The 24410-nt window shown below is 65.5% G+C and carries 26 protein-coding genes and 1 pseudogene; 18 read left to right on the forward strand and 9 right to left on the reverse strand.

From position 1 onward, the window contains the following. Positions 1–712 precede the first annotated feature (712 nt). Positions 713–1510, forward strand: a complete 798-nt coding sequence (locus RCP80_RS14785; protein WP_308478385.1) for an alpha/beta fold hydrolase — start codon at positions 713–715, stop codon at positions 1508–1510. 21 nt (positions 1511–1531) lie between these two features. Here the strand turns inward: RCP80_RS14785 and ripC are convergent, their stop codons facing one another. Then, positions 1532–2587, reverse strand: a complete 1056-nt coding sequence (ripC, locus tag RCP80_RS14790) for a peptidoglycan hydrolase RipC (RefSeq protein ID WP_308482857.1) — start codon at positions 2585–2587, stop codon at positions 1532–1534. Between the two features lie 502 nt (positions 2588–3089). Between ripC and RCP80_RS14795 the strand changes: the two genes are divergently transcribed. From RCP80_RS14795 to RCP80_RS14810, 4 genes are all read left to right on the forward strand, one after another. After that, positions 3090–3485: an ArsR/SmtB family transcription factor gene (locus RCP80_RS14795; RefSeq protein WP_308478386.1), complete on the forward strand. Its 396-nt coding sequence runs from the start codon at positions 3090–3092 to the stop codon at positions 3483–3485. After that, positions 3482–5443, forward strand: a complete 1962-nt coding sequence (locus RCP80_RS14800; protein ID WP_308478387.1) for a heavy metal translocating P-type ATPase — start codon at positions 3482–3484, stop codon at positions 5441–5443. Before RCP80_RS14795 ends, RCP80_RS14800 begins: the two co-directional genes overlap by 4 nt. 88 nt (positions 5444–5531) lie before the next feature. Continuing rightward, on the forward strand, positions 5532–5873 hold the full coding sequence (locus RCP80_RS14805) for a DUF3703 domain-containing protein (protein ID WP_308478388.1): 342 nt from the start codon (positions 5532–5534) through the stop codon (positions 5871–5873). Positions 5874–5927: 54 nt separating this feature from the next. Continuing rightward, entirely contained in the window at positions 5928–6074 is a 147-nt protein-coding gene (locus tag RCP80_RS14810) for a hypothetical protein (protein ID WP_308478389.1), read from the forward strand. A gap of 381 nt (positions 6075–6455) precedes the next feature. On the opposite strand, the gene RCP80_RS14815 is transcribed toward RCP80_RS14810, so the two are convergent. Next, positions 6456–6689 (reverse strand): hypothetical protein, encoded by a 234-nt coding sequence (locus RCP80_RS14815; RefSeq protein WP_308478390.1) that lies wholly within the window; start codon positions 6687–6689, stop codon positions 6456–6458. Between the two features lie 207 nt (positions 6690–6896). Here RCP80_RS14815 and RCP80_RS14820 point away from each other — a divergent pair, with 207 nt between their 5' ends. Then, entirely contained in the window at positions 6897–8393 is a 1497-nt protein-coding gene (locus RCP80_RS14820) for an IMP dehydrogenase (RefSeq protein WP_308478391.1), read from the forward strand. A gap of 254 nt (positions 8394–8647) precedes the next feature. Next, on the forward strand, positions 8648–9157 hold the full coding sequence (locus RCP80_RS14825) for a hypothetical protein (RefSeq protein WP_308478392.1): 510 nt from the start codon (positions 8648–8650) through the stop codon (positions 9155–9157). On the opposite strand, the gene RCP80_RS14830 is transcribed toward RCP80_RS14825, so the two are convergent. Together RCP80_RS14830 and RCP80_RS14835 are read right to left on the reverse strand one after the other, a co-directional pair. After that, positions 9154–10461: a WXG100 family type VII secretion target gene (locus RCP80_RS14830; protein WP_308478393.1), complete on the reverse strand. Its 1308-nt coding sequence runs from the start codon at positions 10459–10461 to the stop codon at positions 9154–9156. The genes RCP80_RS14825 and RCP80_RS14830 overlap by 4 nt on opposite strands. After that, complete coding sequence (locus RCP80_RS14835) at positions 10462–10752, reverse strand: hypothetical protein (protein WP_308478394.1); 291 nt, start codon at positions 10750–10752, stop codon at positions 10462–10464. It abuts the gene before it with no gap. Between the two features lie 29 nt (positions 10753–10781). Here RCP80_RS14835 and RCP80_RS14840 point away from each other — a divergent pair, with 29 nt between their 5' ends. From RCP80_RS14840 to RCP80_RS14855, 4 genes are all read left to right on the forward strand, one after another. Next, a complete protein-coding gene (locus tag RCP80_RS14840) occupies positions 10782–10952 on the forward strand; it encodes a hypothetical protein (protein WP_308478395.1) in 171 nt (56 codons plus the stop codon). Between the two features lie 137 nt (positions 10953–11089). Beyond that, the gene (locus RCP80_RS14845) at positions 11090–11485 is read left to right on the forward strand and encodes a helix-turn-helix domain-containing protein (RefSeq protein WP_308478396.1); all 396 of its coding nucleotides are present in this window, start codon (positions 11090–11092) and stop codon (positions 11483–11485) included. A gap of 41 nt (positions 11486–11526) precedes the next feature. Further along, complete coding sequence (locus RCP80_RS14850) at positions 11527–12531, forward strand: DUF3039 domain-containing protein (RefSeq protein ID WP_308478397.1); 1005 nt, start codon at positions 11527–11529, stop codon at positions 12529–12531. A 626-nt stretch (positions 12532–13157) separates the two neighbouring features. Next, on the forward strand, positions 13158–14942 hold the full coding sequence (locus tag RCP80_RS14855; protein WP_308478398.1) for a hypothetical protein: 1785 nt from the start codon (positions 13158–13160) through the stop codon (positions 14940–14942). Positions 14943–15064: 122 nt separating this feature from the next. On the opposite strand, the gene RCP80_RS14860 is transcribed toward RCP80_RS14855, so the two are convergent. Next, positions 15065–15298 carry a hypothetical protein gene (locus RCP80_RS14860; protein ID WP_308478400.1) on the reverse strand — a complete coding sequence of 78 codons (234 nt, stop codon included), beginning with the start codon at positions 15296–15298 and terminating at the stop codon, positions 15065–15067. Between the two features lie 204 nt (positions 15299–15502). Here RCP80_RS14860 and RCP80_RS14865 point away from each other — a divergent pair, with 204 nt between their 5' ends. The 4 genes from RCP80_RS14865 (at position 15503) to RCP80_RS14880 (ending at position 18698) form a co-directional block, all read left to right on the forward strand. Continuing rightward, on the forward strand, positions 15503–16366 hold the full coding sequence (locus RCP80_RS14865) for a hypothetical protein (RefSeq protein WP_308478401.1): 864 nt from the start codon (positions 15503–15505) through the stop codon (positions 16364–16366). A 127-nt stretch (positions 16367–16493) separates the two neighbouring features. Then, a complete protein-coding gene (locus RCP80_RS14870; RefSeq protein WP_308478402.1) occupies positions 16494–16805 on the forward strand; it encodes a hypothetical protein in 312 nt (103 codons plus the stop codon). 816 nt (positions 16806–17621) lie between these two features. Continuing rightward, entirely contained in the window at positions 17622–18044 is a 423-nt protein-coding gene (locus tag RCP80_RS14875; RefSeq protein WP_308478403.1) for a hypothetical protein, read from the forward strand. 447 nt (positions 18045–18491) lie between these two features. Beyond that, a complete protein-coding gene (locus RCP80_RS14880; protein WP_308478404.1) occupies positions 18492–18698 on the forward strand; it encodes a hypothetical protein in 207 nt (68 codons plus the stop codon). A gap of 316 nt (positions 18699–19014) precedes the next feature. Here the strand turns inward: RCP80_RS14880 and RCP80_RS14885 are convergent, their stop codons facing one another. The 3 genes and pseudogenes from RCP80_RS14885 to RCP80_RS14895 all read right to left on the reverse strand — a co-directional run. After that, positions 19015–19692: a DUF2637 domain-containing protein gene (locus tag RCP80_RS14885; protein ID WP_308478405.1), complete on the reverse strand. Its 678-nt coding sequence runs from the start codon at positions 19690–19692 to the stop codon at positions 19015–19017. 127 nt (positions 19693–19819) lie between these two features. Next, the gene (locus RCP80_RS14890) at positions 19820–20605 is read right to left on the reverse strand and encodes a hypothetical protein (protein ID WP_308478406.1); all 786 of its coding nucleotides are present in this window, start codon (positions 20603–20605) and stop codon (positions 19820–19822) included. A gap of 58 nt (positions 20606–20663) precedes the next feature. Continuing rightward, positions 20664–20960 (reverse strand): annotated as a pseudogene (locus tag RCP80_RS14895) (restriction endonuclease); the annotation flags it as partial. A 238-nt stretch (positions 20961–21198) separates the two neighbouring features. Between RCP80_RS14895 and RCP80_RS14900 the strand changes: the two are divergent. From RCP80_RS14900 to RCP80_RS14910, 3 genes are all read left to right on the forward strand, one after another. Next, positions 21199–21687, forward strand: coding sequence for a DUF4365 domain-containing protein (locus RCP80_RS14900; protein ID WP_308478407.1), 489 nt, complete (start codon positions 21199–21201; stop codon positions 21685–21687). Continuing rightward, a complete protein-coding gene (locus tag RCP80_RS14905) occupies positions 21684–22841 on the forward strand; it encodes a hypothetical protein (protein WP_308478408.1) in 1158 nt (385 codons plus the stop codon). The genes RCP80_RS14900 and RCP80_RS14905 overlap by 4 nt, the downstream gene beginning before the upstream one ends. 96 nt (positions 22842–22937) lie before the next feature. Then, positions 22938–23846, forward strand: a complete 909-nt coding sequence (locus RCP80_RS14910) for a hypothetical protein (protein WP_308478409.1) — start codon at positions 22938–22940, stop codon at positions 23844–23846. A 280-nt stretch (positions 23847–24126) separates the two neighbouring features. Here the strand turns inward: RCP80_RS14910 and RCP80_RS14915 are convergent, their stop codons facing one another. Beyond that, complete coding sequence (locus RCP80_RS14915) at positions 24127–24405, reverse strand: hypothetical protein (protein WP_308478410.1); 279 nt, start codon at positions 24403–24405, stop codon at positions 24127–24129. Between the last annotated feature and the right edge of the window lie 5 nt (positions 24406–24410).

Here is a 24410-nt window from a genome sequence, read left to right on the forward strand (position 1 = left end):
TGGGTCGGTTCGCCTTCCGATGAAGATTTGGTAAAGACCCGTCTGCCTCGATCACCGCAGAACCGCGCTCCTCGCCGTCATGGCCGCCGTCACCCGATTGCGCTGCGGGTCAATCTACTATGAGGATACGTAGATTCGTCGACGACTGAAAGGACTTGTAATGAAGCCGTGCGGTGTCCTTGCGGTCGGCCCGCCCGGAGCGTTGGACGTGGCTTGCTTGTCGAGTACCGCGGAGGACAACCCCGCGTTGGTGCCGGGCGTGGTGCACATCCATGGTCGTGGCATCAATGCTGCTGACGCAATGTGGTATGTGACAACGCATTACGGGCCCTTCCAGGTACGCGATAATCAATCGCCGCAACTCGTCGGCGATCTGATGCAAGATTGCATGGGTTCACCGTCCCCGGTGCTGCTGAACTTCTGGCCGGCGGCCCTCCGGTGCCGGCAGATCCTCAACAACCGCCGCCCGTCGGCCCGATCAAGAGTACCGACGCCGGTGAGTCTTGGGAATCTCTGTCGCTCAAGGGAAGTGCTGACTTTCACGCGCCGGAGTATCGCCACGGGCGCGTCTACGGTCACGACAGCCAGTCGGGGAAGGTGATGGTGCGCGTCCTGCCGTCCATCGAATCAGGCGGTCGGAATCAACGAGTCCGACCGCCGTCTCAAACACGCCTTCTCAATCTTCACCGATGCCCGCCAGGAAAGGAATCCCATGCCGAACGACCAGCACTTCGTAACTACCGGCGCCACGATCGCCTACCAACTCAACGGACCGGACATCGCGGTGCCGATCGGTTATGGGCACGGTGTGCTCATGAGCCGGACAATCGTGCGCGGGCTCGGCGTCTTTGACATCGATGCCATCGCAGAAGGACGACGCCTGCTCACCTACGACCAACGTGGGCATGGACTGTCCTCCGGCCGCCCGGAACCCGCCGACTACCGCTTCGAACAGGCCGCCACCGACCTGCTTGGTGTGCTTGACGTCGCTGGCCTGGATGAACCGATCGACTTCGCGGGTTCCTCGCTGGGGGCCGCAGCGGCGCTGTACGCCGTACTGGATGCCCCTGAGCGTTTCCGACGGTTGGCGCTGCTGATCCCGCCCGTCGCGTGGGAAACCGGTCCTGACCAGAGACGTCAGTGGTACTTCGAGACCGCTGACCTCATCGACGACATCGGCCCGACCGCATGGCGACAACGGTGGGCCGAAGCACCCCCACTGCCGATCTTCGCCGACTATCCGCAAGGTCAGTTCACCCCCGGTGTGTCCGATGCCGTGGCGTCCTCGGCACTGCGCGGCGTCGGCTCGTCTGACCTCCCCGACCCACACCGCCTCACCTCCATTCGGCAGCCCACACTGGTCTTGGCCTGGGACACCGACCCTCTGCACCCGACGGCAACCGCCGAGCGGATCGCTGATCTCATTCCTGACTGCACGCTGCACGTGGCCCGGACGGTCGACGAGGTCCAGTCATGGACCAGACTCACCGCGACCTTCTTCAATGGTTAGGGCGGCGCCGGGAAGCCTGCTCTAGTACCGGCGGGCGTTGTGGATGGGTGCCGACGAGATGGGCGCCACTTTCACCGGTGTGCCGAACGTCGACGCGTGAACCATCATGCCGTCTCCGATGTAGATGCCAGCGTGTGAGACATCGGCATAGAACGTGACAATGTCGCCCGGCTTGAGATCGGCGACCGCGACTGGCTGCCCGCCTCCGGCCAGGGCCTGACTAGAGCGCGGCAACGACTTGCCGTTCTGCAGGAACGCCCATTTGATCAGTCCTGAGCAATCGAACGCGTCGGGGCCGGTTGCCCCCCATGAGTAGGGCGACCCCACCCGCGACAGCGCGGCCTGAACGACCGCGATGCCGCCCCCGGCCGGATCATCAGCGGTTCGTCCCGGCATAGCGACGATACTCGGGTCGGCTACCGGTGGACTTGCGGGCAGTGGTGGGGACTGCGGCCCCGGGTCGGCCAGAACGGCGCGCTGATCAGGTGTCAGGGTGTCGTAGCGGCCCTGCACGGCAGCGATCTGTATTGCGAGTTCGCCCTGTTTCGCCTGCAGATCCGCTCGTACAGCCGCGGACTTGTCGGACGATTGTTTGGCTTCGGAGGCCGACTTCCTAGACTGTTCCGCCGCGGTGGCAGCACGGACGCGGGCGGAGCGGAAAGCCGTCATCTGCGCAGCCATCTCCGACCCGACGGTCTGCTGTATTGCCAACTGGTCGATGAGCTGTTGCGGAGAGCTGGCCGTCAACGCAGCAGCAAGAGCGCCAGTTCGGCCACCCATGTAGCTGGCGGCGACGACCTTGTCGACTGCACTCTGGTACTTGACCATCCCCGCGTCAGCGGCGTCAGCGGCGGCACGATCGACTGCCTGCTTTCGTTCGGCGGTTTCTAGCAGCAACAGCTTCTCGTCGAGGTCGATCTGAGCGGTGTGGATCTGCTCTGTGGTCTGTTCAGCCTGACGCGACAATTCGGTCAACTGGGTCAGCGCATCGGCCGCTGGATCAGCGCTGCCGTCGGTAGCAAGGAGTGCGGCGATAATGCTGGCAGCGACCAGTCCCGAAGCAACGCGTTTGCCCATCGCGCGCAATCGGCGCTGAGGCGCAAACGAATTCACAATGACGCAAACTTTCAGTTTCTTACGTAAGTACGTAGTAGATACTCAGATCGCGATCAGAGTACGAAATTCGGTGACCGATGTCCACCTCGCCACAGGACATTCAGCGCGCTTGTCCGTCACCTTGCCCGCCCGGCTGCTCGAACGATTACTGAGGGACTGGCACCTCAAGGGCGTCCGCGATGCCGAAAGGCGCCGGCCACCGAACTGCAGCAGCACCGCACTTCATAGCGCCCTGCAACCACCGCAACGGCGCGGATTTCAACACTGTCATCTCAGCCCGGTTCATCAACATACTTCGCGCCCTCCCGCGATCAACTACGTTGCGGCGCGATGGTGATCTCCCCTTGAGCTATGGGTTCGCCTGGGCCCCGCCTTACCGAAGCCGGGACCACCGGATCGACGTCTGGAAGTTCGTATCGTCGTCACCTGGCGATCAGTACAGGCATGACGCTATCATCGTTAAATGGCGATGCCAACGGACACTTTAGTGGAGCGAAAGCCCTGCGACCTCGCACCGGCAGCGGCGCTGTTTCACAGCCTGTCGGATCCGACCCGGCTGGCGATCCTGCAACGGCTCACCCAATGTGAAGCCAGAGTGGTCGACCTGATCGGGGAGCTCGGTCTGGCGCAGTCCACCGTGTCGGCCCATGTGGCGTGTCTGCGGGACTGCGGCCTGGTCACCGGGCGCCCCGAAGGCCGGCAGGTGTTCTATTCGTTGACCCGCCCCGAGTTGCTCGACATGCTCGCTTCGGCTGAGACGTTGTTGGCCGCCACCGGCAACGTCGTCGAGCTGTGCCCCAACTACGGCATTGATGCACCCACGGATACACCCAGCAAGAAGGGGGCGAGCAAGCGATGAGCGACGCGTGCGGTTGCGGCGACGACGAACCCCGCGGCGGCGAGCACGGTGACGACCACGCGCCCCAACGGTTCTGGGACGTCAATGAACTGCGGCTCGCAGCGATAGCTGGGGCGTTTCTGCTGGCCGGCTTCATCGCCGGCTGGTTGAACGCCCCTGAGCCGGTGGCGCTCACACTGCAGACGGTGGCCCTGCTGATCGGCGCCTCCACCTTCGTGCCGTCGACGCTGCGACAGTTGGCCAAGGGCAAGATCGGTGTGGGCACGCTGATGACCATCGCCGCGGTGGGCGCGGTACTTCTCGGCGAGGTCGGCGAGGCCGCCATGCTGGCGTTCCTGTTCTCCATCAGCGAAGGCCTGGAGGAATACGCGCTGGCCCGCACCCGCCGCGGACTGCGCGCGCTGCTGTCGCTGGTCCCCGATCAGGCCACCATCCTGCGCGACGGAACCGAAACCGTCGTCGCCCCAGCAGATTTGCGTATCGGGGACCGGATGCTGGTCAAACCCGGCGAGCGGGTCGCCACCGACGGGATCATCCGCGGGGGGCACACCGCGTTGGATGTCTCGGCCATCACCGGTGAATCAATGCCGGTCGAAGCCGGACCGGGCGATGAGGTGTTCGCCGGGGCGATCAACGGCACCGGCGTACTCGAAGTCGCGGTCACCACCACCGCTGACGACAACTCGCTGGCCCGCATCGTGCGCATCGTGGAGGCCGAACAATCCCGCAAGGGAACCTCACAACGGCTGGCCGACCGCATCGCCAAACCGTTGGTTCCCGGCATCATGATCGCCGCCACTTTTATCGCGATCATCGGCAGCGTTCTCGGCGACCCGGCCACCTGGATCGAACGCGCCCTGGTGGTGCTCGTGGCGGCGTCGCCGTGCGCGTTGGCGATCTCGATACCAGTCACCGTGGTCGCGGCGATCGGCGCCGCCAGCAAATTCGGGGCCTTGGTCAAAGGCGGTGCCGCACTCGAGGCGCTCGGCGCCGTGCGCGGGGTGGCCCTCGACAAAACCGGCACCCTGACCGCCAACCGGCCCGCCGTCATCGACGTGGCCACCACCAACGGCGCCACCCGCGAACAGGTTCTGGAGCTGGCCGCCGCCCTCGAAGCGCGCAGCGAACACCCGCTGGCCGCAGCGATCCTGGCCGCCGTCGACGACATCACCCCCGCCGCCGACGTCGAGGCCGTGCCCGGCGCCGGGCTCACCGGACACCGCGACGGACGCACCATCCGCCTGGGCCGCCCCGGCTGGCTCGATCCCGGACCACTCGCCCGCGATGTGGCGCGGATGCAGCGCGCCGGCGCCACCGCCGTCCTCGTCGAAGACCACGGCCAAGTACTCGGGGCGATCGCCGTACGCGACGAACTGCGCCCCGAAGCCGCCGACGTCGTCGCCCAACTACACCGCGACGGCTATCAGGTGGCGATGCTCACCGGCGACAACCACGCCACCGCACAAGCGCTGGCCCACGACGTCGGCATCACCGCCGTACACGCCGAACTGCGCCCAGAAGACAAAGCGCGACTGATCCAGCAGCTACGCGCCGAGCGCCCGACCGCCATGGTTGGTGACGGCATCAACGACGCCCCCGCGCTGGCGAGCGCCGACCTCGGCATCGCGATGGGTGCCATGGGCGCTGATGTGGCCATCGAGACCGCCGACGTGGCGTTGATGGGCGAAGACCTGCGGCATCTGCCCCAGACCTTCCGCCACGCCCGACAGGCGCGACGCATCATGCTGCAGAACGTGGGCCTTTCCCTGGCCTTGATCGCCGCCCTGATCCCGCTGGCGCTGTTCGGTGTTCTCGGCCTGGCCGCCGTCGTATTGGTGCACGAACTCGCCGAGATCGCCGTGATCGCCAACGGCGTACGGGCCGGCCGCACCACACCGCTGGCCATCACGCCGGCCACCCAACCCGCATCCCCGCCGCATTACGCAGTCCATGGCTGACAGTCGAGCGCGCCGGTCGATACCAAAGACAACAGCCGGTGACCACAACTGCGATGTCTTCGACAACAACTAACCGAGTAGAGGACTCATGGCTCGCGTCTCCGAGAACGCCCACAGGATCTACCGGAACGAGATGGCTGCCGCCAAGTCGGCCTACACAGCGGACGCCCGCTGGCACCACCTCGAACGGGCTCACATCATCTCCCAACCCGACCCCGGGCTGCACACCCGTAACCACATCGCGATGCTCGCCCTCGCGCTGCACCAACACGACCGGCGCGAAGCCCTGGGCCAGATCGTGCGGATCATCGTCGCTGCGCCCGGCTCACTGAGCGGGCGCTATCCCGAAGGCAACACCGGCCGCGTAGCCGCGGGCCTCATGACACCCATGCCCATCCCTGATGACCTCGCCGCTGCACTATCCCAGTAACGAACGGCCTTTCGCGGGAAATAGTGGCCTCAATCCCGGCCCTGGCGTCGCCTGGTGACCGTCACTGACCCGAATCCACGCAACTCCACCCGCACGGTGGTTGCCGGCTTCGAAGTGGTCGGCACATTCTCGGTGGAATTGACAGAACGCGGTGTCATCGAAGGCAGCATCGAAGTGGACGAACCTATTCAGGTTGCCTAGCGGCCTACCGGCGCGACCACAGGTTCGACGCACAGCTACCGCCCACGCGCGCGTCCCGCGCCACTTTGATGCTGGGGAAATGAACGATTCGCTTTTCCCGGGAGGGAGATTCCGCAGTTCAACACGGCACCGTTCGGAAGCTGCCCCTCGCCTCTCACGCCGCTCTGCGATCCATCCAGCCCCTCACTGACCCCTGAAAAGCCCTGACCAGCGCCGATCCAGTACCTGTTGCGGGAATAGAAATTCTCAGCGGTCAGCGCCGATCAAACACGGGTGACTGTGCTCCGGTCCCGGTTCGACGCCGAAATCCGGTGTCTGCCAGCTGGTTCCCGCCCGGCACCGGCGGGCCTCATTCGAACGTCTGCGCTGGCCAGAAGCATGTCACGTCCCGCTGCGGGTGGTGGCGTGAACGTCCGAATGAAAGTCCCCGCCGGCCTCGACGACGCGGGCCACGATGCGCCAGGCAACGCTGATGTAGCCGGGGCCGTCGCGCCACGACACCTCGGCGACCGGCTGCCCCCACCCACTGACCCGAGCCGCGTATCCGTCGAGTGACACCACCACGCCGCATAGCTGCTCCCGCGTGGCCTGGTCGGGGTATTCGTCGTCGGTCATGCCTGGGATCTTCGACTGATCCGGGACGCCGGCGAGCAGGCGGCGCGTGGTCGCGCGAGCACGTATCGGACTGGAAGGGCTGATATCCGCCTGGACCAAAGCCTCGGCGGTATCTGAATCGTCTTGGCTCAGTTCACCACCGACAGCCACTCAAAGAAGGCGGCGCGGCTGATTTGATCTCGTGCACGCCATCAGTCAAGCTGGTCTATGGCACAGATCGTCGAGGGTATCTCCCGCACATTCAACGAATTCCTGCTCCTGCCCAACAAAACATCAGTCGAATGCCGGGTTGACGACGTTCAACTTGTGGCGCCGCTGGCGCGTCACGCCGTCGGGGCGCATTCGAGGCTTCAACTGCAGGTGCCGTTCACCTCGGCGATCATGCAGGCGGTCAGCTCGCCGGAGTTGGCGATTGCGCTGGGCCGCCACGGCGGACTTAGCTTTCTGCACCACAATCGCCCCATTGCCGAGCAGGTCGCCGATATCCGAGCAGTGAAGGCCTTCAAGGCTGGATTCGTCGTGAGTGACACGAACGTGCAACCCGAGCACACCTTGGGGGATCTGTGGAATGCCATGCAGCGCACCGGGCACAGCACCGCCGCGGTCACCGAGGACGGCAGCGCTCACGGCCGGCTGCTCGGGTTGATCAGCTCCCGCGACTTTCATCCGCAGCGCCACGACCTGCGCGCACCGGTCAGCAGTCGGATGGTGGCGATCGCCGATCTGGCCGTCGCCGAATCTGACATCACGCTTTCTGAGGCCAATTCCAGGCTGTGGGAGCAGCGCCTGGACTGCCTACCCGTCATCGATGCCGATAACCACCTGCAGCACTTGGTCTTTCGATCTGATTACACCGACAACAAGCGCCATCCCCATCAGTTGGTCGACGCGGACAAACGGCTACGGGTCGGTGCGGGGGTCAATACTCACGACTACCGCGAGCGGATCCCTGCACTCCTGGACGCCGGCGCCGACGCACTGTGCCTGGACTCCTCCGACGGCTACAGCGAGTGGCAGGCCCACGCGCTGGACTGGGTGAAAACCCAATATCCCGAGGTGGTGATCGGAGCGGGCAACGTCGTCGACAGGCAAGCATTCGAGTACCTGGCCGACGCCGGTGCCGACTTCGTCAAGATCGGTGTTGGCGGCGGATCGATCTGCATCACCCGCGACCAGAAAGGTATCGGCCGCGGCCAAGCCAGCGCGGTGCTCGACGTCGCGGCCGCTCGCGATGCCTACGCTCAGCGCACCGGCCAGTACGTGCCGGTGTGCTCCGACGGCGGCTTGCAGCTGGACTATCACATGGCACTGGCACTGGCGATGGGCGCGGATTTCGTCATGATGGGCCGCTACTTCGCCCGATTCGATCAGGCACCCGGGGCGAAAGTGCCGACCGCCGACGGCTATGTCAAAGAATATTGGGGTGAGGGCTCCTACCGTGCCCGCAACTGGCAACGCTACGAACAACCCGGCACCGGGCTGACGTTCGAAGAAGGCGTCGACGGGTACGTGCCTTACGCCGGTGACCTCAACGAAGGCCTCGCACTGATAATAGCCAAGATCAAAGCGACCATGACCTCATGCGGCGCCACCACGCTGCGGCAATTCCACGACAGCGCCCGGCTGACTCTGGTTTCTGACCAAAGCTTCCAAGAAGCCCACGCCAGCGTCGACATCCGCACCACCCGAACCAACCTCAACTGACCTGACATGATCGGGACCCTCGCAGCTCTCCCATTCCGAGACGATGTCACCCGGTCCCACACCGACGGTTTGGGGTGGTCAGTCGCACGTCGACGCGGTGGTCGGCTTGGTCGACATGGTCGTGTCGCGCTTGTAGGTCCGGATCGCTGACACGCGGCGCAGCAAGTCTGTGATCTCCTCGGACCGGTCGCCAAAGAACTGCTGCCGAAGCCGAGCGGCGCGAGCTGTCCTCACCGCCGGTTAGGGTGATCGACATGGGAATCCCGACCCACGCGATGGAGTTCAGCAGCGGCAGGGCAACGTTGAAGGGCGGCGGCTCGGGCCTGTTGCAGTTTGTCAGCCCACTGCGCCAGCTGGACGGGGTGGAGCGTTGGTTCATCACCTTGTCCCCGCTGCCGCCCGGCAAGGGCATTGAGTGGGTCCGTCATGGGGACACCCCGGAGTACCTGCAGGCCGGCGGGAGCGCCGACAAGATGCAGCTCGATATCCGCAAACCCGGCGGTGCGCAGTGGGGGGCCGTCGGCGTGCGCTACGTGATCGGCCACGCCCACGAAGGCAATCCGCCCATCGACGTGCCGATCGAGCTGCCGCGTGGTCCCGAGTTCGTCAGCGCCCCCGAGGTGTTCGAGGCAGAGGAGGCCGGGGACATCTTCTTCACCTACTACAAGACCGGCGACATCCCGCCCGGCTACGTGCTGCGGCCCGTTGAGGGCTACACCGCCGACGGCCAGAACATCGACCTGCGAAGCACGCCGCAGCGTTAGGCGGTCCCGCTGGGGTCGACGATGCCCTTCTCGGCCATCCTGCGCCGAATCTCCAGACCAGCCACCCGCAACGCCGGGTCGCCACTGTCGATCATCTGCTGCGGTGTGAGCTGCGTACCCCAGCCCCCGCCGGCGCCCGTTGTCGCTGGCGTGGGAGGCGTCGCACCGCCAGGACCTGCGACGGGACGTCCCGGCTCAGCCGGCGCGACAACCGCTCCTTGACTCACACTCGGGCCGGGTTGCTCACCTGCGGACGGCGGGACCCATCCTTGCGGCGGATACTCCACGTCCGCATCCACGATCGTGATTTCGCGCCCGTTGAGCGTCGCCGTCGCCGGCCGGTCAGGTGAGACGGCCGCGTCGAACTCCTGCTGGTTGGCCCTTAGCGCACCGGGGTTCGTCTTCGCCTCGATGCCGATGTATTCGTCGGGGTTGCCAGTGGGCTCAAGCGCGTCGTAGTAGCGACCCTGGGGTTTCTGCGTTTGTTTGTTGATCATGTCGGGGTGGGTCGCCCGTACCTCCTGACGGATCAGCGGGATGCCGGAGTCCTGTTCACGCTTATCGAGGGCGGCCTTCGCCGCGGCGTCACCGTCACCGCTGTTGCCCTGCCCGTACTTACCGTTGATGGTGCGGTTCGGGTGATCCGGGTGGGGTGCCCACGGGTCCTTCGGTTTCTCGCCACTCTCGCCGCCGGGCTCCGGTGTCGGCTTGTCCGTCGGTCCCTGCTTGAAGTCGACGAGCTGCACCGTTTCGGGGAAGGCGACCTCGCCCAGGGGCGCGACCGCCGTGGTGATCGCGGAAGCGACCGCGGTGTCCGCAGCGGCGAGTTGCGCTGCGCAGGTGTTGATCTCCGCGGACAGCGCCTGGGCTTCGGCGAGTTTGGCGGGGTACTCGGCTGCAGTGAACTCGCGGCGGCTGCTCAGCGACAAGTCCTCGCCGACGTCGAATCCCGCCGCATCCGCGCGGCGCAACGCATCCACGGCTGCGCTCTTGGCGGCGTCGATCCGGTCGGCACCCGTGCGGGCCACCGTCGCCGCACCGTGCAGAGTGTCGGCCAGACCCCGCACCTGGTACAGGTCGGCCAGGGTGCGCTGCTGGGTCGCTTCGGCGGCCGCGCCGTCCCAGTCGGTGCCGCCTGGGTTCAGCGCCGCGCGGTGGGCGATGGAGAAGTTGTCCTCCCACCCCTCCGCGATCGAGGCCCACTGCTGCGCGGCCGATACCAGGTGCGCGGTATCCCAGTTGAGGATCTGCGACAGGGAGGGCAACGCCGCACCGGCACCCGGCGCACCCCCGACCGCTGCCATCTACATCCGGGCCGTGGGGTGCACCGCGGCGACCAGCCGAGCTGAGGCGTGGTCCTGCTCGGTCATCACAGCGCCGACGGTGCGGACCTTGACTCCGGTGGTGGACAGCCACGCGGCCAGTGCAGTTGCTGCGGCGGTGACTGCGGCGTTGGCAGCTGAGACCGCCGCTGAGCTGGCCTGCCCCGAGACGGTCCCGCCCACGGGGATACCGGCAGCGGTCTCCTGGGCGAGCACCGTGTGCTGCACCGCCGCGTGCTGCAGGCCGGGGTTGCTCAGCGCGATCTCGTCCACCTGCAGGATTCTATTGCCGGCGGCCGAGGGTGCAATTCAGTATCTGGATCGTGGTGGCTGCCGCGGTCGCGGTGGCGGTGGCGGTCGCGGTGGCGGTCGCGGTGGCGGTCGCGGTGGCGGTCGCGGTGGCGGTCGCGGTGGCGGTCGCGGTGGCGGTGGCGGTGGCGTCGAGATTTAATCTGGGCGGCCCACATGTCTGACACTCACCGTGGTCGGTTGGTCGCGGCAGAGAAGCGAAACGGGGGGGTGTGACCTGAATCCGATTGACGACGTCCGTGCATGCAAGTAGTGTCATCTGTGACTTATAAACCATCTGTGACATGTGTGGACGGTTGGCATGCAGACCATCGAAACTTCGAATATCACCGCTGAGCAGCTCGCCGCTCTGGACGCGTACGCCCAGAACGCCGGAGCGCAGATGCGCGATGCCCTGCTGCACATCACTCGTTGCGTGCGCGACGGAGCCAAGCTCACCGCCGTCGCCGCCGACGACGTTGTCAGCCCCAACGTCGCTGCGCAGCGGCTCGGGATGAGCCGAACCCATCTCTACAAGCTGCTCGACCGCGGTGAAATCCCCTTCAACAGAGTCGGCCGTGACCGCCGCATCCGCGTGCACGATCTGATCGACTTCGAGGCCCGTCGCCAGCAGGACCGCCACGAACTCGCGCAGCGGTTCGCTTCGCAGCAGAAGACCCGCGCCGGAGCTGTCGACGAAGTCACCGACCTGCTGTAGACCAGCGGTGGCCGTCGGGCGCGTCGGGCATCATGTCGTGCATGCACAGCCGACGTGCCCGACCGACCATTCGCGTGCTCACCGAAGATATCCCCGACGGCTGGTCTTCGCCGCACCCGCGGCGGATGCTCGAAACCGGCGACTACTACGCCCTGCATCCGTTGAGCGAGTTGCCGCACCCGATCATCGCCAAAGCGGCCGAAGCGTTCGGAATGGTGGCCGAGCAGGATAACCCGGTGGGACCGATCGCCAGCAGCACCCAGGTGCGACTCATGGAGATCAAAATCGGTCAGTGGCGAGGCGGGGTGTGGCGGGACCCGGAGACATGTGTGCACTGGCTGGTCGTTGCCGGTCTGGCCAAGGGCGACCACAACGACCACGACGACTTCTACGTGCGCGTCGAGGCCGACAACTCAGGAGACGCGCCACAGCGGTGGATGCCCACCGAGATCGACGTGCGACTGCTCAAGCGGGAGACGGCTTCCCGACTGATCACCGAGTGGGAGCTGCTGGTTCAAGTCCAGGTTCTCAAGGCATTGCGGACGGTCCACGCTGGCGGGACCGCGCGCTTCACCGCCGACCACCCCGTGCCGGGTAAGGGACGGCTGGCCACGGTGACGATCACGGTCAACCCCGTACGTGAGCCCGATTACGAAGCCGACGAGATCGTGGTCGACATCGACCCCGTACCCGAGTTCGCCGGACAACACCTCCTGTGGCAGCTCACAATTCGCGTCTTGACAGCACTGAATCCTCCTCACGAGGGGTGGGACCGCTACGGCAACACCTACTCCAACATCGTCGAGGTGGGCGGCTGGGGGGCCAGGGCCGCTGAACTGGACGCGTACGTGCTGCGGCACGAACTCGTCGAGTCCGAGCCGGGCCAACACTGCCACTACGCGCACCGTGACCACATCGCGGGAAGCACCGTCGAGGGCTCATCGGTTCGCGCACTCTGCGGCGCCTACTTCGTCTCGTGTCGAGACCACACCGACATGCCCGTGTGTCCGGACTGCGAACGGCTATACAGCGCTCTGCCGAAGTAGCGGAGGCCTGAGTCCGTCGCGCGACTCGCTGTTCCGCAGCTCGCGCTGCTTGTCCGCGCTGAGCGGCCAGGTGGAGCTGGAATCCTGAGCCTGCAGGCGCGGCGGTGTGACGTGCTCGGGCAGTGACAGTCGCGCGGCGCGGCTCTATGGCGGCTCATTGGGGCATGCAATTCACCATCTCGGGTGAAGTGCGCCGAACTCGCCGCCGGGCTAGCGTCTGATTCCTCTCCCGTTACCGCCCCGACGCCGTCTCGGCTCGGGGCGGTGTGCGTGGTGGGACGGTGCTAGCCGGTCAGCCTGGGCAGGTTCGCCCCGGCTCGCACGTCTCGCAGATGCGGCGCAGCTTTTTGCCTGGCCGGTATCGACGGGCGCTGACAGGGGGACGGGCGACACCGCGTCGCTCAGTCCGCGGGTCAGTTTGCCGCGCGGCGGGCGGTCGCTGATCGCCTGGGACACCCACAACTGGCGGTGACGGGCGTTGCGGAGCAGTCACCCGGAACCGCCGCCCGGGCCGTCCTCAAACTCGGATGCGTGTCTCCGCCGTGTTGATCGCGCTACCTGGTTGAGTCGCTCTTGAAACCGCGGAGCCGTCGAGAGCGCAGCGGTGCAGTGAGGAAGGGACGAACGTGGGAAGAGTTGAGTGGACGCGCCGAACCGGCGAGGAGATCGAGGCTGTCGTCGGCATGTTCATCTGCAGCGACTTTCCGAATGCGGTACGCGTCCGCCCGAGCCAAGGGGATGGCGGTGTAGATATCTTCGTCCCCGGCCCCGAGGGATTCGCCAAGCAACGCGCGGTATATCAAGTCAAGAAGTTCGCCGAGAACCTGACCAGCAGCCAGAAGCAGAAAATCACGAGGTCATTCACCACCGTCGTTGAAACCAGCAAGAAGGAGGGATGGGAGATCGCCGAGTGGCACCTGGTCATGCCACTAGACCTCACCGATCACAACCTTGCCCGGTGGCTCAAGGACCTCACCAAAGACGCTGGATTCCCCTGCGAGACGCACGGCCTTCTGTACTGCGACACCAAGGCCGCGCAATACCCCAAGATCGTCGACTACTACCTCCACGACGGCAAAGATCGCCTTCGGGCCGCCATGAACGACCTCACCGCGGTCATCGCTCGGCGCAGCGGACGGCAACCAGACGAACCACTTACCGCCTCCGACGTGATGCCCGACCTCAGGTCGATCTACAACGCTCTCAACGAACACGACCCGTTTTATCGTTACGAGTTCTCGGTTTCGGACAGTCCTCCACCTACTGAAACATCTGGCGAGCCTGGGCTCGTTGGTGTGCACGCCACGCAGTACGAATCGGTGTGGATCGCAGTCAAGATCTACGCCGTGTCGAACGCTGCCCTAGAAGAGTCCCCCGTGCGCGGCCACCTCCAGATCAAAGTTCCCGAAGGCAACGCCGGGCTTCGCCAGCGGTTTCAGAAGTTCATCGATTACGGAGCACCCGTAACGATGCCGCTGGGGACCGTGTCAGGATCACTCGGACTTCCGGGAGGGCTCGGAGGTGAGCTTCAGAGTGGCGGTCTTCAGGTGTTGGCCATGCCCGAGGACCCGAACGCAGACCCTGCGGAACTGATCCTCGCCATTGTCGAGCCCGACTCAGAAACCGTCATCGCCAGCACCACCATCAGGCGCACAGAGCTATCCACAGGTGAGCGCGGCCTACGCAGCGTATTCGCCGACCAGGCCGACCTGTTCACGCTCGAGATGTTGACGACGGCAGGCCGGGTCGACGGGACCATGGCGCTGGGCGTCGACTATGACCTGGCTGGTCGTCGCCCCGCGGAGCTTGTCGACAGTCTCAAGGTGCTGTCCGCCTGGCGAGCACCGAACCGACTCGCGTTCGCCCCGGCTTTCGGACCACGAGACTACGGGGTCGTTGCCACCATCGATACCGACCGTGATGGAGACTCGGCGAAATGGGCATTGGTCTGCGAGGCGCTCGCCAAGATCCAAGACCACGTTCCCCGGCTTCTGAAAATGCCGGTCGAGATGTCAGGCGACGATGCCGTGCGCATCGTCGAGGTTGCCAGGATTGTGTCCGGTGAGGCCGTTACAGGTGCAATGTCTGGAGAGTCCAGCGTGTACCACCCAGCCGAGGAACCGTCGATCGAACGCGAGCTCGACCGCATCTATGAGTTCGTAACGATCAAAGCGCTCAAGATCGAACTCGGCGGCGAAACGATCGACGTCGGCAAACAGAGCCTGTTCTTTCGAGGGATTTACACCGAGGCCACACCTGACAGGTCGACGATCAAGCCGATCGGTGAGGGCATCAGCGTTCGCTATGACGGAGAGCTGGAGGTCACCCGTGTGCTAGCCCGATACCTTCCGGATCCGGCCACCGCCCCCGGCCCGGGCGGTGGGACGGACCTACTGCCGCATTCACCGTGACGGTCACCGGGTTGACCTCAACGCCGAGCCGCCGCGTAGCGGCATCGGCACAGGCAGGTATCAGCGAATGCCACCGCTGCGTGGTCCTGCGAACGGTGCCAGCTCATGTCACGTCCTGGTGTTCAGGAAATGCATTTCCAGAACTCGACCGCATCGTCGTCCTGGTCGAAGATCGGCGGTAGGCCGCCGACGCCGTTGAAATCCCGGACCGCCTCCGCGACGGCGTCCAGCGTGTCGGCGTTCCAGGACTCGAAAGCGCCCAGTGAAGCCAGCACCTTCGCCACGGCCATCTGGGCCTGATCGGCCGGGATCATCGCCGCGACCTCGCGCAGACTGTTCACCGTTGTATGCGCCATGTTGCGCCCCTTCGTTTCGCGGTTGCGTGTCGCCGCACGCTAACCAGCGCTGACGCCGCCTACACGCCTGCGGCGCGCGAGGTTGCCGGCGCGATAGGCGACCGCGAAGATCGCCGTAGCGCCTGTACCCCACGGCCCACCTACCGCCCTGCGGGAGCGTTCCGGAGCCCTCTGCCGTAACCGTCTCTGCGATGATCCTCGGCGATGACATCACCACCCGCCCCGATCGCTGCACTCGGCGACATCAAAGTCACCGTGTACCACGGCACCCGCCAGTCGCTGGCAACTGCGATCCTGCGGGACGGATTCCGGCCAACACCCGTCCCCGATCAGACCGCGGCAATAGCTGCGCTCTGGGACATCCCCCTCGCCGATGTGCAAGAGCATCTGGCTACGAAGCCGAACTTCTCGACCGCTGATCCTGACCGCATCAGAACGGTGTCAACGACCGCCAGCGCCTACCGTGCGGGTAGCTGGGCAGAACGAGCCCCCGAAGCGACGTGGGACGCGCTGCGGGCCGTGTACCTGCTCACCCACCCCGAAGACGAAGACCGCTACGCGAACAGCGATGCGGCGGATTTCTGGGTCACCGCGCAGCGGATGGATGATCCACCGGTCTTGGTCGAGGTGCGGTCACGATTAGGCGCGCTGCAGAGTCACGGCTTCTCCGCCGGCGCAACCGCCATCGAGACGATATGGCGAAAGTTCTCCGAGAGGCCGACTATGCAGGATCCGGTGGATGCGCTCGCTGAGGCCGTGACGGGGTTCTTCGACTTCCTGTTCAAGAAAACGTCCGAGTGGCGTATCGGGATCGACGACGCTGAGTTCGTCGCGGTATCCGACCCTGTCCCATTTCGCGTGTCCCCGAGCCTGTTGGCTTACCTCTGCGGGCGATCTGTTGTCGATCTTGGGCCACCGCAGCAGTGCAGCGCTGAGTGGGGGCCGTCCAGCAGCGACGGTCAGTCGGGCGGGCAGTGGTGGCCGTTCAATCAGGTGTGGTCCCGATTGACCCCGCATCGCCGCGCACAGCTTGAGGAGTTCGCCGGCCGGTCGATCACCACACGCTGAGATCGCTCCGCCCACGGATCCGCCACACTCGAGCTCAACCGGAGCTGATCGCCGCCAGCGGTGCCACGTCTCTCAAGCTGTCGCAGCCTCGCGCCCCACTACAGGTCCGGAACCGCCAGCAGCGACGATGCACACCACGTCTGACATCACCGCACGTTCCCTGGAACTGTTCCTCGACTACGCCCGCGACGCCGGAAACTGGGGCGGGACACCACTGGTCGGCGGCAACGTCTGCGGTTCCCGCGAGGACAACGGCAACCTCACCCAGCTCAGCGCAGAGCCCTCTGGAGCTTCACGGCGCAACGACAGGTTCACACAGAGCCCCTCCGGGGTCGGATGCGGGTACGTGCAGTCGCAGGTCTCGGTGCTCGCCGCATCGGACATGCACCGAATCATAGGCCGAGGCAGGGACGAGAATTCGATCGCTCATTTCCTCTAGCCTGCGAATAGCGTTGCGTCCCATCGGAGACGCCGAGGCTTCGGGGCACCCATTTCACCACGGCTCAGCTGCTGACGCCAGACATGGCTCCGAAGCGATGCCCTACCGTCGCTCGTAGTCCTCGAGCGGATACCTGCGAATGACGACAACCCGTCCGCGGCTCACACACGCGGCCGACAAGCATCGCCAATGCTCTTCGCAGCGCTCAATATTGACGCAACTTTTCAGCCTGTGGGCGATCTCGCAGTTACCGCCACAGTAAATGCACGCCGGAGCCGCCGACCCCTTCAGTACGTTTCGAACCACCGGGCCAACCCACCGCTGTTGATGGGGGCGATACTGGCCGCTGATCGTGGCTCGGCGGTACCGCCTCGAACGTCCGTGGCTCGGTGGAGCGCCGACACCCTTTGCGGCTGCAGCACGCGTCGAGCTGCATCCGGCTCCGTGTGTCACCCAACCGACATTCGCCAGCGTTCCTTCAGCACTGCTTGCCAGCCTCATCCTGGGTCTAATGCTCCAGCGGTATCGAGCTTTTGCATTGCTAGAACAGTTGCGTGCAGCGGTCATCGGTTCTCCTCCTTCATAACGGGGTCAAAAGATCCCGGTCACCTACGCGGTGAACCGGGATGTGATTCGAGGGGCGCACGCGAGACTTACTCGTTGCCAGCCTTTGTGGCTGGGCTCGCTCTCAGGCTGCTCGCGGCGCTCAACTCAAAGTAGCGCTGAATCGGACGCTTCCTGCGTCCTCACCAAACTCTCAGAAGTACGGATCCGCAAGGATGCCCATCCGTCGACGCGGCTCCTGGGCGGCTGGGGATGAGCGCCGGATCTGCACGGTTCACGGACGCTCCCCTGACCCGCGCCGCCCACCGCCCGCTGTCAGCAGCCGCGGCGATCATCACCGCCATGAAATGGATCGAAGCTACCCTCACCGTCGAGCTCACCCAGCGCAATGTGCAGGCGCTGACTGACAAGCTCTCTGATCCGCTGTCTGCACGCACCCTCGTCAGCCCGTGTGGCCGAATCATGGTGACCGCCGTACCGGGCGCGGGCGCGGCCGAAGCCGTCGCGGTACCTGGGGTAGTGCCGCTCACGCGCGCACAACTCGAGCAGCTGGCCGTCACGGGAGCCGAGGTGCGGGTCGCGGGGATCAGGGTGTTGGCGGTGGAAGATGCGGATCACTACGGGGACCGTGCGCCCGGCGCCGTCTACATGCCGAGCACCGGCGAGTATCGGTGACGCAATAAGCCGATCGCCGAGAGACTTCGCCGTTGATGCGGCCATGGCGTGCCGCCGCGCCGTGGGCACGTGCCCGTGCCTGCCGGAGATACCTTCCCGCCCATGGGTTCCTACGACCACAGCGGCGTCCCCGACCTGTCCGAGATCGGCGGCCACTGGGATCCGCGCCTGGTTTCCTGGCACGGACCAGCATCGGCATCTGACCGGGACCCGTCGCGCTGGGGCGCCGCATCGCGCGCATCCCCGGCCGGAACCGGCCCTAAACCCCGGAAGAGTGCGCCCTGTACGACGAGCCACGCGGCGAGTGGATCTTTGACGGCCAGGTGCTGCTGTGCACCGGCTGCGGGATAGACGCGACCTGACCGGCAGCCCGCGCCTCACAGGGCCGACAACCGCGCCCGCCACGCATCATCGCCCCGACCCGCCCCTGAGGAAAAGGACTTTGCCATGGCTATCGATGTCTGGACGGTGAAGGTCGGTGACCAGGTGCGCGAGGCAGGGTCCTCGAACGTGCTCAGCGTGTGGCGCATCGATCCCCCAGGCTCGGCTGGCCGGGCGCATCGACACGGGCCGAGCATCTGCGCACACATCCGCCCCGGCGGCTACGGGACGTCGTTCGACGCCGAGACCGCAGACCGCTTCGAGCGGGTGTGACCGTGTCGGAAACCCGTTGCGACAACTGCGACTTCGTCGGCGATGAGTCAGCACTGGATCCCGTCTATGATCTCGACCAGCGCGTCGATCCCGGTGGTGTGATGCCGGCGGGTCAGTGCCCCGTGTGCGGGGCGTTGTCCTACCTCCAAGCCCGCTGACACCCGCCGACACCGAATGCCCCGCCTGCACCTGTGGCTGTGGCTGTGAAGGCTGCCGCTGCGTCTTGAGGAACTGCGACTACTGCGGGTGCCGGGTACCGCGGTCCGCGCTCAGCGAAACGACTCACAAGCAGCTGGGTCTCGGCTGACGCGAGCTGTCACGTCCTCACTTCGATCTCGTCCCGCGCGGCTTTCACGATGCGCTGCACCGAACTCGGGGACAGCCCGGTGCCGGCCGCCACCGCGCGGCTGGACTGCCCGCGAGCCGTGCGCGCGAGCACGTCCTGCACGACTTCGCGCTCCACCGTGGTGCGGCCTGAGTCCACGAGGTGACGCGCCAGCTGCTGGTGTGCGTCAGGTGCATCACCGCGTTGACGCACCGCCGCTGCTCCGTCTGACGCATGCATCGCGGGTATCCCGTTGTGCACCGCGGTGGCGCGCAACTGCGTCTTGACTGCGTCAGCCTGGTTCAGCACTGCGTCACGATGCACCGCGACGATTGGCCTGCTTGCAACTGCGTCACCAGCTCCGGCGGCTGCATCAGCGCTGGTAGAGCCTGCGTCACGGTGCGCCTCGGGTGCGTCGCGGTGCGCGTCAGCTGCGTCACGGTGCAGGGCCTCGATGCGGGAAAGCATCACCAACCCGAGCGTGCACACCGCGATGAGACCGTCGAGAATCAGTGGGAACAGCGCTGCGTCAGCATGGCTGTACCCGTACTGCACCGCCAGTGAGCGCAGCGCTTCGAAGCTGAGGCGGAATGCCGCGGCGGCGATGCCGGCCACCGCGATCAGGAAGCACCAGTAGACGACGCCGCGCCCGCTGATGCGCGACCACATGCCGGCCAGGTGGGTCAGACTCAGCAGCGCCAGCGGTGGGATCGCAGCGGCGAGTATCGCTCCCCCTGCCGTCACCGTGTTCTGGTGCGCCCACGCGTGGGCGATGTTTCCGGCGGTGCTGCCAGAGCTACGCCTCTACCGGTTCAGGCTCCGTGATGACGTGCAAGTGGGTGATCCCGCCCTGATTCACGCAGTCCTGCGCGAGCTCACGGACCTGCTGGTGAAATTCCTCGTCGGAGGCAGCCGCGTTGATCGTCGATCGCACTGGCGTGTAGGTCGATAGCGGCGTGGAGACCCCATCGTAGGTGTAGCCCGTGCCGTCGACCGTCAACACGCAGAGAGGCTGTTCGCCGGTCCACTCGACTCCTACGCACACGTCGTACTCCCCGTGATGCCGCGCCGCGGCCGTCGCGCGGACGAGAGCGGTGAAGTCGGCGATAGCGCATTCAACCGAGCGCGCCTCGACTTGCCAGCCGTCGAAGCACTCGTCACTGCTCCTCCGGTGGCCACCTACGGCGGCCGCCAGCGTCACCGATCCGTCATGGTGCACACCCGCCCAGGCTTCTCGCCACTTCGAACGATCGCCGACCGCCGTGTTGGGTGCGATCCACCGTCGCAGGCCCGGCCGCAGGTTGAGTTGGTCCACGTTCTCGATCGGATGTGGGCCGTTGCGGTTCGAGTACGTGAACGTGATGGTGGCGGTCTGCTTGAAGATCTCCTGCGCTTCATCACGTGACGGGCGAGCGAGCCTCCCCGGTACGCGCGGGGGGTGCGCGACAGCGATCAGCCAGGCGCGGTTCGCAGAGTCGCGACCGGCTGCAGCCTCGGCGTACAGCGACTCGATGGCCTCACTGGAGCGGCGCTGTTCATCGAACCGTGCCCGATACATAGCCGCGATCTGCCGTTCCTTCATCCATACCGTGTCGGCGTTGTTGCGGATCGGAGCGCCGAAGAAGTCGTTCTTGTAGATCAGATGTAAAGAACGAGTCGATGTCCTCCTTCCGGAACTGGTGCGTCGGCTCGTAGAACTTGCACTGGATCGCCGTGTACTCGCCACTGTCCCGCTCGCGCGCGACGAGATCAATTCCAGTATCGGGCTTGCCTTTCCGGTCGGGCCAGTCGATCCACCGCCACACCGCGTCGTACTGCTGCGACAGCAGCGGGTCGAGGTCGAAGTAGCGCACCATCAGCTTTTCGAACTTGGTCCCGCGCTCGGAGTTGGACGGGGCCTCGCGGAACGCCGTCATCACCTCATGGATCGACCCCATGCCGTGTGCCCCCTGTTTGTCGACGGATGCGTCTGGTGAGCCTATTCGGCACCCGTTCGCAGCAGCGGTGGATCGGCGGCCATCGCGTGTCACTACGTCCCTACAGGGGGACCACGCCGTGGAGGCCTCGCGCCAACGTCCCCAGAGGTGGCAACCTAAATGGTTACCCTGCCCAAGTGGGCGATAGTGACCACCGAGATGGACGTCACCGGTGCGGTCGAGTGGCGGGCACGATCGAATGAGCCGGCTCGGTCTCGGCGTGGACGGAGCGAAGTCGCGGTACAGCCAGGCGTATCTGTCCGCGATCTGTTCGCAGTCCGGGCACACGCTGCAGGAGGGGCGGCAGGACGAGGACTGCTGGGCGGTCGACACGACCGTCGACCTGACCGCGGCGTCGGTCTTCGTTCAGCTCAAGTGCACGTCGTCCCCGAAGGCGGCGCGCGGTGGTGGCTACCGAATCTCTCTCAAGCAGCACTGGATCGACAGCTGGTCGGCGAAAATGGTGCCGGTCTACGTGATGTTGGTTGTCGTACCCCCTGCGCAAAATGAATGGATCAAGCAGGTGGACGAGCAGACGGTGCATAGGACGCATGCGTACTGGGAGAGGTTCGACCCGAACGTGCATGGCAAATCGATCGTTCTGCCGAAGGGCCAACGCTTCCAAGCGTCGACGCTCACAGCCTGGGAGACGCACGTGGACGACGTCTTCTCCGGAGGTGCTTCGTGAATACAGTCGGCGCCGTCCGTCTTGACGATGCGAACGCGTGGCTGGCCAGAAACGGGTGGCAGCAGGCGTCAGAGGGCCATGGCGGGTGGCTGTGGCTCAACGAGTCGCTCGGCGGGCGGGTCGGTGTCGTCCGGAATCTCGACCGTGACGAGCATGCGCAGGACGGACTCGTCAGCCGGCTCGCCGACGCCCACAGCCGTGAGGTCACCGATGTCCGCCGGGAGCTCCAGTTCTGGGGCATCGACGTGACCTACGTACGCGCTGCGAACGACGTGGTCATCGCCGACACCATCCCGCTCAACGCTGGGGCCACGATGGTCGAATCCGCACGTCTGATGTTCCGTTCCGCTGCCTCCGCGGCGCTGCGACTGCGACCCGTGATCAAGGGTGGGTACTCGGTCATCGGCGACCGAGTTGCGGACTCGGTGCGTATGGGCCACACGATCAAAGGGTCGTACATCATCCCCGTCGAGGTACGTGTTGGAGTCGGCGAACCGGCCGACGAGCTGGATACGGATACGGGCCAAGACCCCCTCACAGGTTGGGACACTGCGGCGACGGTCGAGTCCATGGAACGACGGATGACCCGGACATTCGCACAGGCGATGGCCGCGGTGCACGCGGAGATCGTCCAGCGCGAGAAATTGCCACGCGGGGAAGCGCTCCTGCACCTGGTGTCGCAGGGTGTGACCGCGGAGTTCGTCGATGCGGTGGCGCGAGTTCTGGACCACAGCGAGGTCGCACAGCTGGACACCACGTTCCAGTGGGCGCAGGCACAGCCCGCCCCGCGGGATGTCAGTGCCACTGTCGCGATCCCCTCCGCGGCGAAGGACAAGATCCGTCGCACCGCAGTGGAACTCAGGTCAGGCAAGCTACCGCGAGTGGAGGTGTTCACCGGCCCCGTGGTCCGCGTGTCCCATGAACCCGAGGAGAGCACGACTACGTTCGCCATTCGCACCGTTCGGGGAGGGCGTCTCTGCCGAGTCGAAGCAGTGACTACGACCCCAATCGCGGAGGTGACCCAGTGGATGCGCGACGGCACGACGATCCAGCTGCAAGGAGCGGTGCAACGCGGCAGCCACGGTCTGTATATCCCAAAGGCAAACGTAGCCGTGCTCGTCCAGCTGCCGAGTCAGATGGAACTAGGCGGCTGATCCAGGCACCGAGTTGGGTATCGCAGCTGCTTGCGACGAAATGTCGGCCAGCGTCGATAGGCTCCCTGGCATGTCTGTGCCTCATGGGCCGTGCCGATGACCGTCCTCAACGACGCCCAGCGGCGGGTCCTGACGTTCATTCAGGCCGCCAACCACGGCGGGTACTCGCCATCGCCGGAAGAGGTCATCGAGTGGGTGGAGCGGCCCGATCGACTTCCGGGGAACGTGACGCGGCGGGTCGTGAAGACGCCCGGGATCAAGATGCCAGACCTCGGTATCAAACTCACCGGCACGCTCATGGACGGGATCAACCGCCAGATGGACGAGCTCAACGTGAAGCTGACTATGCCCGTGATGCCGGAGCTGCAACGCTTTTCCGGCATTTGGGAAAGCCAACGAGTGATCGAGGAACGTGACCCCGGCGAGACGGTGATCGAACAGGTGAAGAGACTCCACTGGGTCGGACCGTCGGCGACTGGGGCAGGCCTCGTACTCACTGGTCTCGGCAGGGCACTCCTGCGTGCAGACACCGACCAGCACACGGATGCGGACGTAGTAGTGCTGGATGGTGACGATCCGCTGGCCTGGGGCAGCCTGGTCGGGACGATCGCCGATGCCGGAGCGTGTCTGATCGTCGACCCATACCTCAAGCCAGAACAGTTTCTCGATGTCGCCAGCTTCACCGGAACAACGCGCGTGATTCTGAGGCGTCCACAGCGGGACTACGAGAAAGCGGCGTGGCAGGTTTATCAGACACTTCCCGCCCTCGACATCACCATCCGCTTTGCGGATCCTCAGCTGTTGCACGACCGCTATATCGTCGGAGAGAACCGCGTCTACCTCCTCGGCTGCTCGTTGAATGGGGTCGGGCGCAAGCCCACAACACTGGTGCCGGTGGCAGGACTGGCAGCCGATCGGATCCGCGAGATGGTGGAGGGCTGGTGGGAAGCGGCCGAACCGGTAGGTGATCCGCCTTCGGCAGACGAGGAAGAGGAAACCGAGTAGAAGTCAGGCGACGAGTGGCTACCACCACGGCAGCATGGGCCACGGCATGATTCACCCCCAACGCGGCCCGGGGCGAGGAAAGTTCGGATGCCCCAGCAGCGCCCCCGTCCAACCCGCGCCACGCCCCTCCCCCGTGCGGCACCGCCCCTAGGCTGCGCCGCATGGCGACGGATGCTGGCCGCGAGACCGTGCTCTACGTGCGCGCGTTGGCAGGGGCGCTGGTGCACGCCGCGAGCAGCTCACCGGTGTCCCTCGACCTGCGCGCGGGGTGAATGAACCGTCACCGGCGGCGCAGAAAGCCGCGGTGACCGAACAGCTCGACCCGGCGCTGGCGGACCTGGAAGCGGTGATTCGTTCCAAAAAGATGCGGCCGTCGCGCATGCACCCGGCGGTGGAGGCCCGCAAGGTGATCGAAATGTACGACGCCTACGACGCTTCCGAATGCACATACACCACCGGGATCGGCTTCCAAGCCATCATCGAGTTCCTGATCCAGGACGAGAAAGTGAAGATCGAGGCCGCGGCCCGGGAGCTCGATCAGCAGAAGCTGCCGGCGCACCCGCG

It is taken from the genome of Mycolicibacterium sp. MU0053, assembly GCF_963378095.1.
Taxonomy (GTDB): Bacteria; Actinomycetota; Actinomycetes; order Mycobacteriales; family Mycobacteriaceae; genus Mycobacterium; species Mycobacterium burgundiense.